Annotated in this window: 20 protein-coding genes and 1 pseudogene; 17 read left to right on the forward strand and 4 right to left on the reverse strand. The window is 30.2% G+C overall.

Annotated elements, in window-relative coordinates; all coding sequences use genetic code 11:
- Positions 1 to 71 precede the first annotated feature (71 nt).
- A complete protein-coding gene (gene spoIIP, locus B5G32_RS03750) occupies positions 72 to 782 on the forward strand; it encodes a stage II sporulation protein P (RefSeq protein ID WP_087935887.1) in 711 nt (236 codons plus the stop codon).
- Positions 779 to 1063 carry a hypothetical protein gene (locus tag B5G32_RS03755; protein WP_087296761.1) on the forward strand — a complete coding sequence of 95 codons (285 nt, stop codon included), beginning with the start codon at positions 779 to 781 and terminating at the stop codon, positions 1061 to 1063. Before spoIIP ends, B5G32_RS03755 begins: the two co-directional genes overlap by 4 nt.
- 36 nt (positions 1064 to 1099) lie before the next feature.
- Here the strand turns inward: B5G32_RS03755 and B5G32_RS03760 are convergent, their stop codons facing one another.
- Positions 1100 to 2710 carry a nucleoside kinase gene (locus tag B5G32_RS03760; protein WP_087935888.1) on the reverse strand — a complete coding sequence of 537 codons (1611 nt, stop codon included), beginning with the start codon at positions 2708 to 2710 and terminating at the stop codon, positions 1100 to 1102.
- 209 nt (positions 2711 to 2919) lie between these two features.
- On the opposite strand from B5G32_RS03760, the gene B5G32_RS03765 reads away from it, so the two are divergent.
- Together B5G32_RS03765 and B5G32_RS03770 are read left to right on the forward strand one after the other, a co-directional pair.
- Complete coding sequence (locus tag B5G32_RS03765; protein ID WP_087298223.1) at positions 2920 to 3066, forward strand: helix-turn-helix transcriptional regulator; 147 nt, start codon at positions 2920 to 2922, stop codon at positions 3064 to 3066.
- Positions 3041 to 3421, forward strand: coding sequence for a hypothetical protein (locus tag B5G32_RS03770; RefSeq protein WP_087304622.1), 381 nt, complete (start codon positions 3041 to 3043; stop codon positions 3419 to 3421). The genes B5G32_RS03765 and B5G32_RS03770 overlap by 26 nt, the downstream gene beginning before the upstream one ends.
- Positions 3422 to 3626: 205 nt before the next feature.
- Here the strand turns inward: B5G32_RS03770 and B5G32_RS03775 are convergent, their stop codons facing one another.
- The gene (locus B5G32_RS03775) at positions 3627 to 4223 is read right to left on the reverse strand and encodes a TetR/AcrR family transcriptional regulator (protein ID WP_087246110.1); all 597 of its coding nucleotides are present in this window, start codon (positions 4221 to 4223) and stop codon (positions 3627 to 3629) included.
- A gap of 135 nt (positions 4224 to 4358) precedes the next feature.
- Here B5G32_RS03775 and B5G32_RS03780 point away from each other — a divergent pair, with 135 nt between their 5' ends.
- The 3 genes and pseudogenes from B5G32_RS03780 to B5G32_RS14095 all read left to right on the forward strand — a co-directional run.
- A complete protein-coding gene (locus B5G32_RS03780; protein ID WP_087304621.1) occupies positions 4359 to 6287 on the forward strand; it encodes an FAD-dependent oxidoreductase in 1929 nt (642 codons plus the stop codon).
- A gap of 641 nt (positions 6288 to 6928) precedes the next feature.
- Positions 6929 to 7084, forward strand: a complete 156-nt coding sequence (locus tag B5G32_RS13785) for a hypothetical protein (RefSeq protein WP_158093966.1) — start codon at positions 6929 to 6931, stop codon at positions 7082 to 7084.
- A gap of 44 nt (positions 7085 to 7128) precedes the next feature.
- Positions 7129 to 7263 (forward strand): annotated as a pseudogene (locus tag B5G32_RS14095) (IS200/IS605 family transposase); the annotation flags it as partial.
- Positions 7264 to 7390: 127 nt separating this feature from the next.
- Here the strand turns inward: B5G32_RS14095 and B5G32_RS03790 are convergent.
- The gene (locus B5G32_RS03790; RefSeq protein WP_087304620.1) at positions 7391 to 8128 is read right to left on the reverse strand and encodes a hypothetical protein; all 738 of its coding nucleotides are present in this window, start codon (positions 8126 to 8128) and stop codon (positions 7391 to 7393) included.
- Between the two features lie 329 nt (positions 8129 to 8457).
- Between B5G32_RS03790 and B5G32_RS03800 the strand changes: the two genes are divergently transcribed.
- Positions 8458 to 9084, forward strand: a complete 627-nt coding sequence (locus tag B5G32_RS03800) for a nuclease-related domain-containing protein (RefSeq protein WP_087245941.1) — start codon at positions 8458 to 8460, stop codon at positions 9082 to 9084.
- Positions 9085 to 9397: 313 nt separating this feature from the next.
- Here the strand turns inward: B5G32_RS03800 and B5G32_RS03805 are convergent, their stop codons facing one another.
- Complete coding sequence (locus B5G32_RS03805) at positions 9398 to 9802, reverse strand: hypothetical protein (protein ID WP_087304619.1); 405 nt, start codon at positions 9800 to 9802, stop codon at positions 9398 to 9400.
- Between the two features lie 536 nt (positions 9803 to 10338).
- On the opposite strand from B5G32_RS03805, the gene B5G32_RS03810 reads away from it, so the two are divergent.
- From B5G32_RS03810 to B5G32_RS03850, 9 genes are all read left to right on the forward strand, one after another.
- Positions 10339 to 11169 carry a hypothetical protein gene (locus B5G32_RS03810; RefSeq protein WP_087935889.1) on the forward strand — a complete coding sequence of 277 codons (831 nt, stop codon included), beginning with the start codon at positions 10339 to 10341 and terminating at the stop codon, positions 11167 to 11169.
- A 10-nt stretch (positions 11170 to 11179) separates the two neighbouring features.
- Positions 11180 to 11722 carry a hypothetical protein gene (locus B5G32_RS03815; protein WP_087298220.1) on the forward strand — a complete coding sequence of 181 codons (543 nt, stop codon included), beginning with the start codon at positions 11180 to 11182 and terminating at the stop codon, positions 11720 to 11722.
- A 218-nt stretch (positions 11723 to 11940) separates the two neighbouring features.
- Positions 11941 to 12624, forward strand: a complete 684-nt coding sequence (locus tag B5G32_RS03820; protein WP_087935890.1) for a flavodoxin — start codon at positions 11941 to 11943, stop codon at positions 12622 to 12624.
- On the forward strand, positions 12625 to 13257 hold the full coding sequence (locus B5G32_RS03825; protein WP_087935891.1) for a DUF4405 domain-containing protein: 633 nt from the start codon (positions 12625 to 12627) through the stop codon (positions 13255 to 13257).
- A 48-nt stretch (positions 13258 to 13305) separates the two neighbouring features.
- The gene (locus tag B5G32_RS03830) at positions 13306 to 13653 is read left to right on the forward strand and encodes a MerR family transcriptional regulator (protein WP_087935892.1); all 348 of its coding nucleotides are present in this window, start codon (positions 13306 to 13308) and stop codon (positions 13651 to 13653) included.
- 109 nt (positions 13654 to 13762) lie between these two features.
- The gene (locus B5G32_RS03835; RefSeq protein ID WP_087935893.1) at positions 13763 to 14260 is read left to right on the forward strand and encodes a cyclophilin-like fold protein; all 498 of its coding nucleotides are present in this window, start codon (positions 13763 to 13765) and stop codon (positions 14258 to 14260) included.
- 178 nt (positions 14261 to 14438) lie between these two features.
- Positions 14439 to 14690: a cyclophilin-like fold protein gene (locus B5G32_RS03840; RefSeq protein WP_255374737.1), complete on the forward strand. Its 252-nt coding sequence runs from the start codon at positions 14439 to 14441 to the stop codon at positions 14688 to 14690.
- Between the two features lie 359 nt (positions 14691 to 15049).
- Complete coding sequence (locus B5G32_RS03845) at positions 15050 to 16033, forward strand: aldo/keto reductase (RefSeq protein WP_087245963.1); 984 nt, start codon at positions 15050 to 15052, stop codon at positions 16031 to 16033.
- A gap of 73 nt (positions 16034 to 16106) precedes the next feature.
- A complete protein-coding gene (locus tag B5G32_RS03850; RefSeq protein WP_087935894.1) occupies positions 16107 to 16646 on the forward strand; it encodes a LysR family transcriptional regulator in 540 nt (179 codons plus the stop codon).
- Positions 16647 to 16753 lie beyond the last annotated feature (107 nt).

The raw sequence follows: 16753 nt of genomic DNA on the forward strand, positions 1-16753 counted from the left end.
TTCTTTTTTATGTACTAAAAATAACTTTTTTTGCATATAGTTCATTGTATAGTTAGAGGAGGGAAGGTTTCATGAATAAAAATATAAAAATTATTTTCAAAATAGTTGTGGTGATTGTGATTTTATTCAATCTTCCTTTTCAAAGCATTTATAGTGAAAGTGTTGAAAATGTTGTGTCTTCATTAACAACAACTCATGTGAAAAAGCAGCTTAATGGAAAATCAATTTATATTTATAATACGCATCAAGGTGAGAAATATGCAACAAAGTCAGTGAAAGAAGGGAGTCGTTATTTAATGCAATTGTTAGAAAACAGAGGTTATGAAGTCGATTATGAAACAACGGATTTTGAATTGTATAAAACCAAAAATCATATTGATTATGCCAAATCATATAGTGTTTCACAAAAGTATTTAACACAGGCAGTTGAAAAACATGGAAAGTATGATTTAGTGATTGATTTTCATAGGGATTCTATTAAAAAGAACTTATCAACAATTACTGTGGATCATAAAAATTATGCAAAATTAATGTTTGTTGTGGGAAAGGGAAGTTCTCATTACAGTGCAGTCAATAAGCGTTGTGAAAAACTGGCTGATATGTTGAATGAAAAGATTCCTAAAATATGTCGAGGTGTTTATCTTAAACAAAGTCATTATAATCAAGGTGTTACTGATAATATGGTGTTAATAGAAGTTGGAGCAAATGAAAACACATATGAAGAAGTTCAAAATTCTTTGAATATTTTAGCAATGGTTTTAGATGAATATTTAAGTGCATGAAACAGTTTTGGATTGATTTGTGCTGTGTATTGCTTCTTATATGTGTGATGAGCTTATTCTTTGGTGATCATCAGGTATCTAAAACTTTGTTTGAAAGACAGATTGATCAGTTTGAAGAAGATGTATCTTCAAGAAAAGAAATTCAGTCAGTCATTACTTTACAGGATACATCGGATAATCGTGTAGGGACAATGATGGAAACATTGAGTCAATGGTGTGTCAATATTATTGAATTTATCGCAAAAATATTTTCTGATTTTATTAGTCTGTTTATTTCATGAAAAAATGTCGGTATGTTAAACACATCGACATCTTTTTTATTGAAAGATAGAATTACCTACAAATTCAGCGAGAATTGAAGTTTGTGGTACACTCACTTTGGCTTCTACAAAGTAATCTAGCAGTTTACAAAGACGATTAGCTTCAATGTATTCTTTAGATTCTGGGGATACTTGTAATAATAACTTTTGAGCAATTGGTTTTAAGACAGCGAGCTCATATACCATAGATGTATTAAAAATAGCATCGGCTTCTTCCTGATAAGGATAAATATATTTGTCTTCTCCATTTTTTACATTTTTCCAACGACGGATTGTTTCTGTAGCATCAGCATTTCTAAACTGATAGTCACGGACAATACGACGAATCAGGCGATAATCCGATGTTGGAATACGATTATGATTATCATAATTTAAATGAGTTAAAGCATTGATATATATTCTCATTTTCGCATTTTCAGGTATATAGTATGAAGTACGTGGATTTAATCCATGAATACCTTCAATGATAAGAATTTGACGATCAGATAATACAGTAGGATGTTTATCATATTCTCTTAAACCTGTTTGAAAATGATAACGAGGTAAATAAACAGGTTTATGATGAATCAGATGAAGCATGGTTTCATTGAAACATTTTAAGTCCACAGCTTCAATATTTTCAAAATCATAACTGCCATCAGGAAGCTTAGGAGTTTGTGTACGATTCAAATAAAAATCATCCATGGAAATTGTGATAGGGCTCATCCCTAATATTTTTAAATGAATACCTAAACGCTTAGAAAAAGTTGTCTTACCTGCAGAACTAGGACCTGCAATTAAAATCATTTTGAGATGCTCTTTTTCTTTGGCTATATATGTTGCTAATTCAGCTAATTTCTTTTCAATCATCGCTTCTGACATTAACATCAGTTCATTGATTTGACCTTTGACAATTTTTTCATTCATCTTTGCGACAGTAGGCACATCTATTAACTCTCCCCATTCTTCATATTCTTTCATGATTTGGAAAAGTTTATAGTGTTGAAAAGTGGCATCATAACGTCCTAAACGTAATCCTGGCGCAAAGAACTGTAGAGAAATCTGTTTGAGATATGAAGCATCAGGGAGCATAAAACCATAAAAATAATCATAAATGCCTTCCATTTCATAAATACTGCATGTGTCTTTTGAACGATATTGTAATAAATGAGCTTTATCTTCAAGATGATTTTGTTTAAAAAAGTCAATAGCCTGATTTTGTGGCATGACATGACGTGTTATTTTGGATTGTTTTTGAATCAAATCTAACATCCTTTGTTTGATTTGATCAACATCCTGTGGTGTCAGACTTTCCTTTTTTTGAATAGAGCAGTATAGTCCATCCTGAAACGTAAATTCAACATGAATCACAGCATCTTTAAATAATTGTTTTGTCGCCACAATAAAAACAAATGTGAGCGTTCTTTCATAGATTTGTTTACCAATGATGTTTTGTTCATCGACCCATTCAATAGTCGCATCATTTTCAATAATATGATTGAGTTCGTATAATTTCCCATTCACTATACCAGCATAAATCTGCTGGTCTGGAAAATACTTTTTCGCAATTGCTTCTAAACTTGCAGGCTGATTGATTTCAATTTTATGTTGATGAATAGTCAGTAACATATTAACACTTCCTCTATCAAATATCTTATCATGTTTTCACAATGATTGATATGTATAATATCATAAAAATATATGGAATTGATGCAAGGAATACAAGAAAAGCATTAATGATAAAACATGCTTTGTAAGCATGATAAATATTTATTATAGGTATTAGACATTGTAAATAAAGACATTATATAATAAGTATGAAAAGAGGAGGAAATACAATGGAAATAGGACAACAAATCAAGAAATATCGTGATCAACTACATTTATCACAGGAACAGTTAGCTGATAAAATTTACGTCACACGACAGACAATTTCAAATTGGGAAAAGAGGCACAAATATGCCGGACATAAGTATTTTGATTAATTTGGCTGAGTTCTATAATGTGGGTATCCCTGAAATTATTGATGGAGAAAGGAAGGGTGAGAAAATGAATGAAGAAGTCAAAGAAACAGTATTAAAGTTATCGGATTATGCGGAAACAATAAATCAAAAAATAAAGATAAAATTATTTTGGTTAACGATTGCTGCTTTGTTAGGAATGATAGCGTTTTTAGTAATTGAAACATTAGGTTTGAATACACCAGACAGTTTATACGAATATATAGCAAGTGCAGGGCTGGGTTTGGACTTTGGTATGTTAATTGTGATTGCAATGTACTTGTCGGGTGTTCTTGGAAAGATAAAAGCAAGACGAATGAAGCTTAAGAATATTCACTAGATATAAAAGTTTGATAATTAAGATGCGGATTCATTTTTTTATCTTGAATATAAATGTTTATTTGTATATTTTTTAGCTCATTTATGATGAAATTATTGGTAATCATATGTTTATGATTAAAAAAAGAACAAGAAATGAATTGTCATAAAGCAATGATTTCGTGTTCTAGTATTGTTATGAGAAAATTATTTTATTTTCAAATTATTTATAAAAATTGGGAATGTAAACTTGCTAAAATACCTTCTGTGATAGTAATAGTGATGATTTGTAATATTTCTTCTTTTGATGTTTGTGGGCTTTCTAGATGCCACCATTTTATAGCAACTAAGATGTTTGAAGCAATAATTTTTGAAAAATAATTAGCAATTTTGATTTGAGAATCACTAATGTGATAATGATAAATAAGTTCGTTTAATAAATAATGACTATAGATTGTCAGCATTTCATCAAAAATATTTATGGGTAAATCATTATTGTATAACACTATAAAAATATCTTTATGTTTATTAAAATAATCTAATAATGAACTAAAATATGGTTTAAAATCATTCTCTTTTTTTAAATGAAGAGTAATAAATTGGCAATGAATATTTTTTTTAAATTGCTTGATGAGTTCTTCAACTATTTTATAAATTAAATCGTATTTGTCTTCATAATTTCTATAAAAAGTAGAACGATTGATTTGACATTCATTAATTAATAGTTTAATGGTAATGTCTTGGAATTTATAGCGTTCTAATAAATTGATAAAATGTGATTCAATATTTTCTTTTGTTTTGATGTTTCTTAAATCTTTACTCATTTTTTCCTCTCTAATGCAACATTCATTATGAAAAAGTTGCATATGCAACTTTTTTAAGTGATTTATCGCTTGTTAATTATTTATCATAATTATATCATTATTTATAGAAATAATAAAGATATAAGGAGATAAAGTATGAAAAACAAATATTACCCTCATCTATTTAAAAAAGGAAAAATTGGAAACGTTGTTATCAAAAATAGAATTGTACGTAATTCTATGGGAACGTACTTAGGTAATCCAGATGGTACAGTCACTGATAGACAAATTAAAGCTTATGCACAAGCTGCTGATGGTGGTGCTGGACTTATTTTTATGGATAATGCTGTACCTGTTCCTATGACATCTTGTGGTTTAAGAGCGGACAAAGATGAATTTATTGCTGGATTAACTTTGTTGGCAGAAACAGTCAAAGAACATGGAGCAACTCCTGGTCTACAATTGGCACATCCTGGTAGAGATGCAGCATTTGTAGGAAGTGCTGATGTTATTGGAGCATCACCAATTACTTTTGAACCATGGTATGAAATGGGATTTAAAATGCCTAGAGCTTTAACTATTGAAGAAATTCATGATTTAGTAGAGAAATTTGGAGATGCTGCTTTAAGAGCAAAAAAAGCTGGGTTTGAAGTCCTTGAAATTCATGGGGCTGCTGGATGTATTCCTACAAATTTCTTATCACCTCATGATAACAAACGTACTGATATGTATGGTGGATCACTACATAATCGTATGAGATTATTGATAGAGATTGTCAGAAATATGAAACAGAAATGTGGAGCTGATTTTCCTATTGGTGTTAAATTAAGTACTGAAGATTGGGAACCAGAAGGAATTCGTATAGAGGAAACAATTGAAGTTGCGAAAGCATTAGAAAAAGAAGGTGTATCTCATTTAAATATGATGGGTGGGACACATGCAACTGCATCTCGACAATTCTTATTGCCAAATGCTTTTAATGCTGAACATACAAGAATGATTAAAGATGCTGTTCATATTCCTGTATTTATTGGACACAATATTTTCTCTCCTGAAGAGGCAGAAAAAATGCTGGCTGAAGGAAATGGTGATTTTGTGGCTTTAGGACGTTCTCAATTGGCTGACCCAGCATGGGCTAAAAAAGCGAAAGAGGGGAAAGCAAGAGATATTAAACCATGTATCAATTGTATGATCGGTTGTATTGATAAAGGAATGTTAGGTCATACACCAATCCATTGTACAGTGAATCCAACTTTATACAGATTTGAATGCAAACCTATTGTTGAAGCTGAAGTTAAGAAAAATGTAGCAATTGTAGGTGCTGGTCCAGCAGGATGTGAGGCAGCATTGACGGCATCTTTACGAGGACATAAAGTCACTATTTTTGAAAAGAGAAGTTTTGGTGGTGCTATGATAGAAGCAAGTAAACCAGACAATAAGGCAAATATCAAACGTTTGATTAATTATTATGAAGACCATATTACCCATGATCCTAATATTACTTTAGTTAAAAAAGAAGCAAATTATGATATGCTTGTTCAAGGTGGCTATGATGCTGTTATTATTGCCATAGGAGGTAAAACAAGAATTTTAGATGTTCCAGGTAGTGATAAGTCATCAGTTGTTTATGCAAATGACTATTTAAATGGTTCTCGAGTTGTTGATGGAAAAAATGTCGTTATTATTGGTGGAGGTATTACAGGAGCTGAAACAGCACTAGAATTAGATAATGATGGAAAAAATGTAACCATTGTAGAAATGGCAGATACTTTCTTAGCTAATTCTGGTTCATCTTGTCAAGCTTATAATATTGCCATTGCTCAATCAAATATAAAAATTATGACTGGTAAACGTTTGGTTGCTGTAGAAGATAATGGGGTAGTTTTAATTGACAGATGGGGTAACGAAAATACTGTTGATGCTGATAATGTTGTTATTGCAGCAGGATTTACTCCTCAGTATGATCTTGCAAATCAATTAGAAGAAAATACAGAAATGGAAGTTTATAATATAGGGGATAGCAAGAAAGTTCGTCAAATTTACGATGCTATTCATGAAGGATTTATAGCAGCCAGACAAATCTAATATTTGCTCTGTTATATTATCATATTTTGTTGAATCTATTCTTTTTATCCTTCCCAAAATGAATAGATGATAAAAATGAATGTCATAAAAATGATGTTCATTTTTTATATGTGTGCCGGGCATGGCATGAATTCAGTTGGAGATAAACCAACCACGGGTATTTACCGCCAAGTGTAGTGAACCACAAGCCGTTGACAGTGATGTCATGGGTGAAGGAAGTGGTGTAGCGATTCTTTCGAGCGTACGAACAGAAACCTGATATAAGGCTAAATGGTGGATAAGGTTGCATAACAAATCGAAGTCCAAAAGGTAAACGTAAAACCAAGACAGTAAATCAGGACGTTGTGAAAGAAAGAGGGTTCATGAATTACCCCGGGAGGTCTTATGGACGAGGAAGTCTAGTAAACTTTAAAATCAGTGATAGTACCCTCGGTCGAAAAAGGTTTGCCATAAGAAGTCAGATGAAGTCATAGTAGGTAGAGATACTGAAGGACTGAAACGTTTATAGAGTGCAAATCACTATAAGCAATGTCTGGACAGTCCGAATATGAGGATAGCCTAGAACTATGGAGCGCAACCATAGATGGTAAAGGTAATTGGGATGGTTCCGGATAGATTTACAAATAGAGGAGGAGCAGCAAATGAAATTAATGGAAAAGATTTTAAGTCAGGAGAACTTGAAGATAGCTATCAAAAAGGTCAAGAAGAACAAAGTGTTGAATGCCAAATTAAATAAAAAGAAAAATAAAGAAAATAGTCAAAATAAAAGAAAAAGTCTTATCAAAGTGAATGAATAAGAAATAATCACTTTAAATGATAAGACTATTTTAGTATGATAATAGTTGGAAAGAATGAAAAAGTAATCAAGGAATATATTCAAAATCAATTGCAGGAAGATAAGCTATATGATCAAATGAGTATGAGAGAATTCATAGACCCGTTCACGGGTGAGCCAGTAAAAGGAGGCAAAAAATAAAAGCCCTTAAAGGGCTAGCCAGAAAAGGCGTTGCGGCTGTCAGGCTTCAGAGTGTGAAACACAGCGCAACAGAATGCCCTTCTAGGGCGCGTACATACCACGTCTTTTAGGCGTGGTTATGATACGTTTAGCTTTTTTTGAATAAATAAATTATAAGCAAAAGGATTGATAGAAAAAGTGTTATGGTAGATATTTCACAGTACAGTTTATATTGGTTTATTTTCTTTTGAATGTTTGTTTGGTATATCTTAAAATCATATTCAAATAGTTTTCTTCCCACTTGAATGTCATTTTTATTATAATTTTGTGGTTCATATAACCCTTTTTCCTCATAAATGTTTTCTTTTGTTAATGGGAAAATTAAAGTAGAGTAAATTGTAAATGTATAAGAAGTATTATTTTGGTTTTTATTTGATTCAATATAACTGGTAAAATTGTAATTTCTTTTTGCTATGTTTTTATCTAAAGCATTTTCAAAATCTTGTTGCAGTTTTTCAAATTCATCTTGATTTTCTTGGGAATATTTTCCGCTAATTGAAAATTGTGCATAAGTGTTTGCATCATGCAATGAATAATGTAATGCAGATGTTTTTAAATAAATCGTGTCTTCATAATAAATATGAGGATATTGAAATATATCACAATCACGAAATAAAATAAGCAAATCTTTTTCATTATATTGACTTCTTTGAAACTTAGCTTCATCTAATCCCCTGGCATATCCTTTTATTTGAGTGGAATGAAAAAAAGAATCATCATCTTTATTCTCAACGTATAAATCTAATCTCCAAGAGCAAAACCAAAGAAACAGGAGACTTAATATTGACGATAGACCTAATAGAGAAATGATGATTTTTTTTAACATAAATACTCCTTTAATAATCTATAAGATTTTTTGATGTATTTTAGTTGTTTTAATATAAAAAAGCATGATGAATTTTGATAGTATTTTCCCGTTTCATAACACATTAATTCTTCATTGAGCATTGCGTGATTAAATGACATATATCCATCTTTCCTTTCTAAATATATTGCTTTCAAATATATCACTCCAGCGGTATACCACTATTACTAGTATTTTATCATGTTTATACATTTAAGACAAAATTTAAGAATAATAATTAAATTAGATTCTGTATTTACTGAGCAAAAGTTTTTTTATATAATTATGATGTTGAAAAGATAGGGATAGAAATGGATAACAAATCAAAAATTAAATATCTAAAATTTGGAGTGGTTATAGGCTATGTTTGTGTAACAATATTTGTTATATATTTTTTATATAGTTTTATTGCTGGACGTGTCACTGCTCCTTTAGGCAGCGATGAGTGGTATGTTCAATTTGAAAAATCAAGCCAATTAAAGTCAAATCTTCCTATTGCTTTTATATTCATGGTTATTGGTTCAGCTTTAATATATTTTTGTCAAAGACCATATCAAAGATTAAAAAGTGGTATTCAAGGAGAGGCAAGAACACAGAATGTATTAGAAAACCTACCTTCAAACTATACTATTCTATCTAATATTCCTATTGAATATGAAGGTCAGAGAAGTGAGATAGACAATCTTATTTTAAGCAACAAAGGGATTGTTATTGTTGAAACGAAGAATTATAAAGGCAATATTCAAGGTAATGAAGATGATAGGGAATGGAAAATCACTAAAACATCAGGAAAAGGAAACCATTATCAAGATTCTATAAAAAACCCTATCAAACAGGTAAAAAGACAAACATATATACTGTCACAGATTTTAAAACAAAATCAGATTCATTGTTGGATTGATGGATATGTATTCATACATCAAGCACATGTTTTGTAAATTCTGATGTTGTTTTTACTCATTCTGGTAATTTGATTCAGACAATTCTATCTTCAGGAAAAGAAAATACTTTAAGTGAAGAGGATATGGAAAGAATTAAGAAAGTATTAGGCCAATAAAAAATACCAACCGAAGAAGGGATGGTGTTTTAATTATAATATGAATCCAAAAAAATCTGTAAATGAAGTAAATATTTTAAAAATTTCTCGTTTTCCATACTATTCAATCAGAAGTTTTATTAAAAGTTCGATTTGTCTCATTTTTTAGGGATTTTTTTATGACGGTGAAAGTTATAACAATAACAACTATTTCATTATTTCTTTTCCCAAATCATAGTTTCTTTATCTTCTGATTCATAACCACAAGTTTCCCAGAATTCATATGCATCTTTGTCTGAAGGATTTAAGTTAATTGAATTAAAATATTTGTTAATCAAATTGATTCCGTTTTGCTGAATATCTGAGATGATGGATTGTCCAATTCTTTGTCTTTGCTTAGACTTAACAACTTCAAATTCATAAATTGTAAGTGATTCTCCTTCTAATGCTAAAGAAATGAAAGCTATTGGAATATTGGGTTCAGATTCCCTATAATAATAAAGTGTATACGTATCGATTCCATACAAACATCCATATGGAAATTGACTAATCTCGCCACGTTTTTTATATTCTTTTAGAAGTTTATCGTTACATTGTTTATATTTGATATCCGTCTTCATACTTACTCCTCCTCTTTGTTATATAAATACAGTATTTTGAGATGGCTCCCATAGGTTATTTGGGTTATTATTCCCGAATAGGTAAAGCCTTTATATTGTTTTCTGATTTTATTATTACTATCATTCTTGAACATTGTCAACAATCTATCCCAATATCCTATACCAGCTATTATAGTAAAAATAAGAAAAAACAAACATCATCAATCTATGTCGAAATATCCAAAACAAATTTATGTATTTCACAAATTTTGCATTGAGAAAAGTTTGCGTTTATGGTATAATACATGTGTAATAAAAAATTATACATATCATATGAAATAGTCTTTTTTTACACTGCTATATGATTATTCTCATGTAAAAACACCGGAAGTCGAAGACATCTGCACCACCTCAATTGCATAAAGTGCAGTTAATTGCAAATAATCATTATAAGTAGTTAAAGAATATAATATCGATTTTGTATGATAAAAGTGTAGAAAACATAATACTGAAATAAAATGATATAGATATAAAATATATATTTGGGGTAAGGATATGTGAAAAGAGAAGATATCAGCAATCTTCATGGTAAGGAATATGATAAAGCTGTAAAAAGATTAAAAAGAAAGACGACTGTTAAGAAGATATTATCTGATATTGTAGGAGTTGTCTTATTTTTTGGAATTATTTTTGGTGGATATAAATTATGGTCTGATTATAAATCAGGAAATGCTTATAATGATGATTCATACAAAATAGAAACAAAAAGAGATAGTAGTTATAATGGTATATATAGTTTAACAAAACTAGATGAAAATGGTAATAACACTTGGGATGGACTTATGCTTTATGTTGAAAACGATAAAGTTGTAAGTTGTGCTAATTATGACTTTTATACTTTTGATGATTTAAGTGAAATGAACGGTGGAAAGAAAGTTGATGAGTCATATTTTGAAATGGGCGATCAAGATATATCTGAATTTGGTGATAAAGTTAATTCGATTAAAATTCCTAAATCTAAAAATTTTAGTTACATAAAGAATGGTTTTTCAGTATCTGGTGGAATTACTTATTTGGGTAATGGCGGAATTCCTGTTGTAAAAGGAGTTTTTCTATGTACAGATAAAATCGATTTTGATAAAGTTACAGATACAAGTACAGATTACGATTATATGAAATCATGTGATATTGTTTCTGGATATGATGAAGATAGTCAGGAAGTATGGTTAAGCAAATTATTGTCTAATGAGAAATCAATTTATCATGATGGTTATAAGTTAATTCATTATAGCGGATATGATGATTTAAATAAGAATTGTAAATTAGACAACGGAAGTTGTATTGAAGGATTAAATAAAGATTTAGGTACTAATTTATCTGAGTGGTAGGAGGTATAGAATGAAAAAAATATTTTATATAGTAGGATTAATAATGTGCATTGCTTTAGTAGGTTGTTCTAATAATTCGTCAGAAAATATAGATAATGAAACACAAAATAATACTGAAAGTGTAACATATGTTATGACAGAAGAGTCTGAAGATATTGATAGTGAAACAAATGAGTGGTTTGATATAACAAATAAATATCAATTAAGTATTATTTTTATTAATGATAGTGTACATGAAGTACAGATGAAATCAGAATATGATTATTCTAAAGCCTCAACGACTTATGTAAATGAATTGTATGAGGATAATAAAGCTACACTAGTAGATGAATATAATAAAAATTCAGGAGTTGAAATGAGTATTTCTAAAAATGATAAAAATATTATATTAGAATCAGCATACGAATTACAAGAAATTGATAATGCTACAATAAAAGATTATATTCATATTAATTGTGGATTAGACCCAGAAAAATATAATGATGACGGAACATATCCATTAAGCGATTTAGAAAAAGCTTTAGAGGAAAAAGGGTTTACTAAAGAATCTTAATACTTTGCAATAAAAGCCTAGATGAGAGTTGATAATTTTCAACTCTTTTTATTTTTGGAATTTTTTGTAATGAATAAAATATCTTTATTTGAGGTATGGATACGATTAGAGAGTCTACACTTACAAATGCTTTATAAGCATGGCTCAATATGATTGATAAGTATTAGACATATGGTTGTTTGTTAGATAAGATGTAGTTAGAAAGGAAGTGGAAGGATATGAAAAAAATTAAATGCCTTTTATTCGTATTTTGTGTATGTCTATTAAGTGCATGTCAAAGCAATGACAATGTATCAAAGGTTAATGAACAACAGAGTGTTTCTGTACCTAATGAAACGATAAGTTCAGATGGAAAAATATTGATTGCTTATTTTACATGGGCAGATAATACACATGTGGATAATCCATCAAGTGTAGATGTTGATGCTTCGACATCAGCCAGTGTTTTAGCACCAGGTAATACAGAAAAAGTCGCACATTTTATCCAGGAACAAGTTGGTGGAGATATGTTTTCTATTATTGTAGATGAACCTTATTCCAGTGACTATGATGAATGTTTAGATCGTGCATCAGATGAACTTGCACAACAGACAAGACCTACAATTGTAGATACAGTCAAAAATATGGATGAATATGATGTTATATTTTTAGGTTATCCGAACTGGTGGTCTTCATGTCCAATGGCCATTTTCTCATTTATTGAAAGTTATGATTTATCCAACAAAACCATTATTCCATTTTGTGCACATGGGACAGGTGGACTGGGAAGAAGTATTGAAGACTTACAGGATGCTTTACCTCATAGTACACTGCTAGATGCATTTGGTGTCTATCGCCCTGATACAGATAGCTGTCAAGATGATGTCAATCAATGGTTATCAGATATAGGAATGGTTGATTAGATGAAAAAGAATAAAATCATTTTAGATATCATCATGACAATATTATTAATTGTTGTGATGGGATATCATCTATGGTCAAATTTTGTACATGAATGGCTTGGAGTCATCCTATGTCTGTTATTTATATGGCATCATATTTGGAATAGAAAATGGTATACAGCATTGTTTAAAGGAAGATATACACCAGTAAGAATCTTTCAAATCATCATCAATACATGTTTATTCATTGCTATGATATGTACAGCTGTAAGTGGCTTTATGATTTCAAGAGATGTCCTAAGCTTTATAGATCTAGGAGGAACATCTTTAGGAAGAACAGTGCATCTGGTTTCTTCATCATGGCTATATATTGTGATGTCTATTCATATTGGATTCCATTTCAATGCGATGATAGCAAAATTGAAAAGAAGTTCGTTATATATAAGACATCATCAAATATTCCATATAGTTATGATAGCCGTTCTCGTTTGTGGTTTGTTTGTCTTTTATCAAAGAAGAATGTGGCAAGATATGTTCTTTATGACTGAATTTAAGTTCTTTGATTTTTCAGAATTGAAACTTCGTTTTTACTTGGATTATTTATTGATTATGGTGACATTTTCATTGATAGGAAACCAATTATTAAAACGATAGCAGTTAAGTAAAATATGTAGAAATACTTATTGATAAGGTGGTGAAACAATGAATATCAATGAAATCAGTTTAACATATAATGTTCCTATTGACTGTATTCAGGATTTTGAAAATCAAGGTTTTTTTGATGAAGTCAAGCAAATAGATGGAGAAAAGATATATGAAGAAAAAGACATCCAAAAGCTTAGTTTTCTTATGACTTTAAAAAATGTAGGAATGAGTATACAGGATATGAAAAAGTATATTCAATATATAAGTGAAGGTGATAGCACATTATCACAAAGAATAGATATGCTGACAAGGTATCGACAGGCTTTATTGGAAAAAGCGCATACTTGTTATAAATCTATTGATATATTGGATTATTTTATTTATCAAATGAAAACTAAGCAATAAATACATCATATTGAAATTTATGTTGGATTTAAAGTTCTTATTAATAAATGAATGACATCATTCTGTTTTTAATTAAGATGATTTAAAGTTGAAATAAAGGAGGGTTAGTATGAAAAATATTATCAAAATAATATTATCCTTAGTGATGTGTTTTTCTCTATGGGGTTGTCAAAATCAGACTGAACCAAATCGTACGAGTACGACACAAACTCAAGATCATCAGGAAACTGTTGAACAAGATATGGCATCAAAGGAGTCTAAAAAAATCAGTGTCACTTCGAATGGACAAATCACTCTTTTTGAATTAAATGATAGCCAAGCAGCAAACTCATTATATGAACAATTACCCCTGACTATTGAAGTAGAAAATTATAGTGATAATGAAAAAATATTTTATCCACCTGTTGATTTAACAATGACAGATGCAGTGAGTGCTAATGCTGTGACAGGAACATTAGCCTATTATGAACCATGGACAAATGTAGTCATGTTTTATGAAGATTTTGGCAGTGCCAGTGGTCTTTATGAACTAGGACAAGCTATTTCAGGAAGTGAATATATTGAAGATATGTCAGGGACAATAGAAATTGAAGCATATCTTGAATAAATATATCATGAAATGATTTTGGATGAAAATAATAGAATGATATCGAATGAAAAGTAAAAAGGAGCAGATAATTATGATGATTCAGATTGGTGAAAAAACTTTAAAGGCATTATTGGTTGATAATTCTTCTACAAAAGCATTAAAAGAAAAGCTTTAAAATGGCTCAATCACAATTGAAATGGAAGATTATGCAAGTATGGAAAAAGTAGGTGATTTGGGATTCCATTTACCAACCAATGATCAAAGCATAACAACTGAAGCTTGTGATTTGATTTTGTATTTAGGACATATGTTTGTCATTTATTATCGTCCTAATACATGGAATTTTACTCAATTAGGCAAAATACAGGGAATTTCTAAAAGTGAATTGATGAAAATTCTTGGTCAAGGAAATGTCACTGTGACATTATCACTTGATGAAGAGAATTGATAGAAGGGATTAAATGATTTTTTAATCCTTTTCGTCTATATTTATATTTCATGAAAGATGTCATAGATTGATAGTAAAGAATAGAATAACAGTGCAACAGGATTTTAGAAAGAATTTAAGTAGACATTTTATAAAAAATGTCAATATATAGACTTTATAAAATCTTTGTAAATTGTTTTTTTATGTAAGAAAGAATAATATAATAGATGTCGAGATAGCCATGATATATATGAATATATCTATTTAATAGTTGTCTTATATAAATGAAGAATGAAAAGATTTTGATGACTGGACGGTAGTTATGAATGGATGATTATACATGGAAAGATAAAAGCATTGATTTGAAGGAGGTCAAATATATGAAATATACAATGTTGGGAAATAGTGATTTAAAAGTATCAAAAGTATGTTTGGGATGTATGGGATTTGGTGATGCAACAAAGGGAATGCATTCTTGGACTTTGCCAGAAGATAAATCTAGAGAAATTATAAAGTATGCGCTAGATAATGGTATTAACTTTTTTGATACAGCGATGGCTTATCAGGGAGGAACAAGTGAAGAATTTTTAGGTAGAGCAATTAAAGATTTTGCAAGAAGAGAAGATGTTGTGATTGCAACTAAATTTTCAGCAAGAACACCTGAAGAAATCGCAAATGGTATTTCTGGAAAGCAACATGTCAGAAATTGTTTAGAAGCCAGTTTAAAACGTTTGAATATGGATTATGTTGATTTATATATTTGTCATTCTTGGGATGATCATACACCTATTGAAGATATATTAGAAGGATTACATGAATTGATTCAAGAAGGAAAAGTAAGATATATCGGTATTTCAAACTGTTTTGCTTACCAGCTTGCGAAAGCGAATGCTATTGCTCGTGCGAAAGGTTATGAAGAATTTATTTCCATTCAAGGACATTATAATTTGATCTTTAGAGAAGAAGAACGTGAAATGGCTAAACTTTGTAAAGAAGATAACATTGCTATGACACCATATAGTGCTTTGGCATCAGGAAGATTAGCTAAACATCCAGGAGAACAATCAAAAAGAATGCAGGAAGATAGCTATGCCAAAGGCAAATATGATGCTACAGAAAAACAAGATAGAATCATTATTGATAGAGTTATGGAATTAGCTGAAAAACATAATGTGTCAATGACTGAAATTTCATTATCATGGTTAATGTCAAAAGTGGCTTCACCTATTGTTGGCGCAACAAAACTTCATCATATTGATGGAGCTGTGAAAGCAACTGAATTAGAACTAACAGATGAAGAAAAAGCCTATTTGGAAGAACCATATCAACCTCATCGTTTAGTAGGAATGATGGCTCAAAAATAATAGATTTAATGTGATCATAAACAAGAAGTATAAGCTTCTTGTTTATTGTTTTTATAGAAGGAGGGATATCAACATGGAACTAAGAGTATTAAAATATTTTTTAATGGTTGCCAGGGAAGAAAATATAACAAAGGCAGCAGAGTTGCTTCATATTACACAGCCCACTTTATCAAGACAATTAATTCAATTAGAAGATGAATTAGGCGTTCAGTTATTTGAAAGAAAACAGCATAGCATTGAACTCACAAGTGAAGGTATGCTTTTTAGACAAAGAGCACAAGAGATGATACAAATTGAAGAAAAAATAAAAGAAGATTTTAATCATGATGCCCAGCATATCACAGGTTTAATAACGATTGGCTGTGGAGAAGCTTTAGGAGTGAAATATTTATCTCAAATAGTAAGTCGTTTTTCAAAAGATAATCCTTTGGTTAAATTTGAAATTATTACAGCTAATTCTGATACGATTAAAAATAATCTTGATAAAGGCATTGTGGATTTAGGTTTATTAGTAGAACCGGTAGATATAACGAAATATAATTTTAAAAAAATGGCACAAAAAGAACAATGGGGAATTTTAAGGTATATTAAATATTTGCGAGGCAGACCCTAGCCTTTAAATTTTTAAAGGGGTCTGTCTTTTCTTGCTTTAAATTTAAATTGGGGTTGCTTTTTATAAAATGAGAATCTCCTGTTATAATTTGTTTGCAAACAATATTA

Origin of the sequence: Massilimicrobiota sp. An80, from assembly GCF_002159255.1 — a bacterium.
GTDB lineage: Bacteria > Bacillota_I > Bacilli_A > Erysipelotrichales > Coprobacillaceae > Allocoprobacillus > Allocoprobacillus merdigallinarum.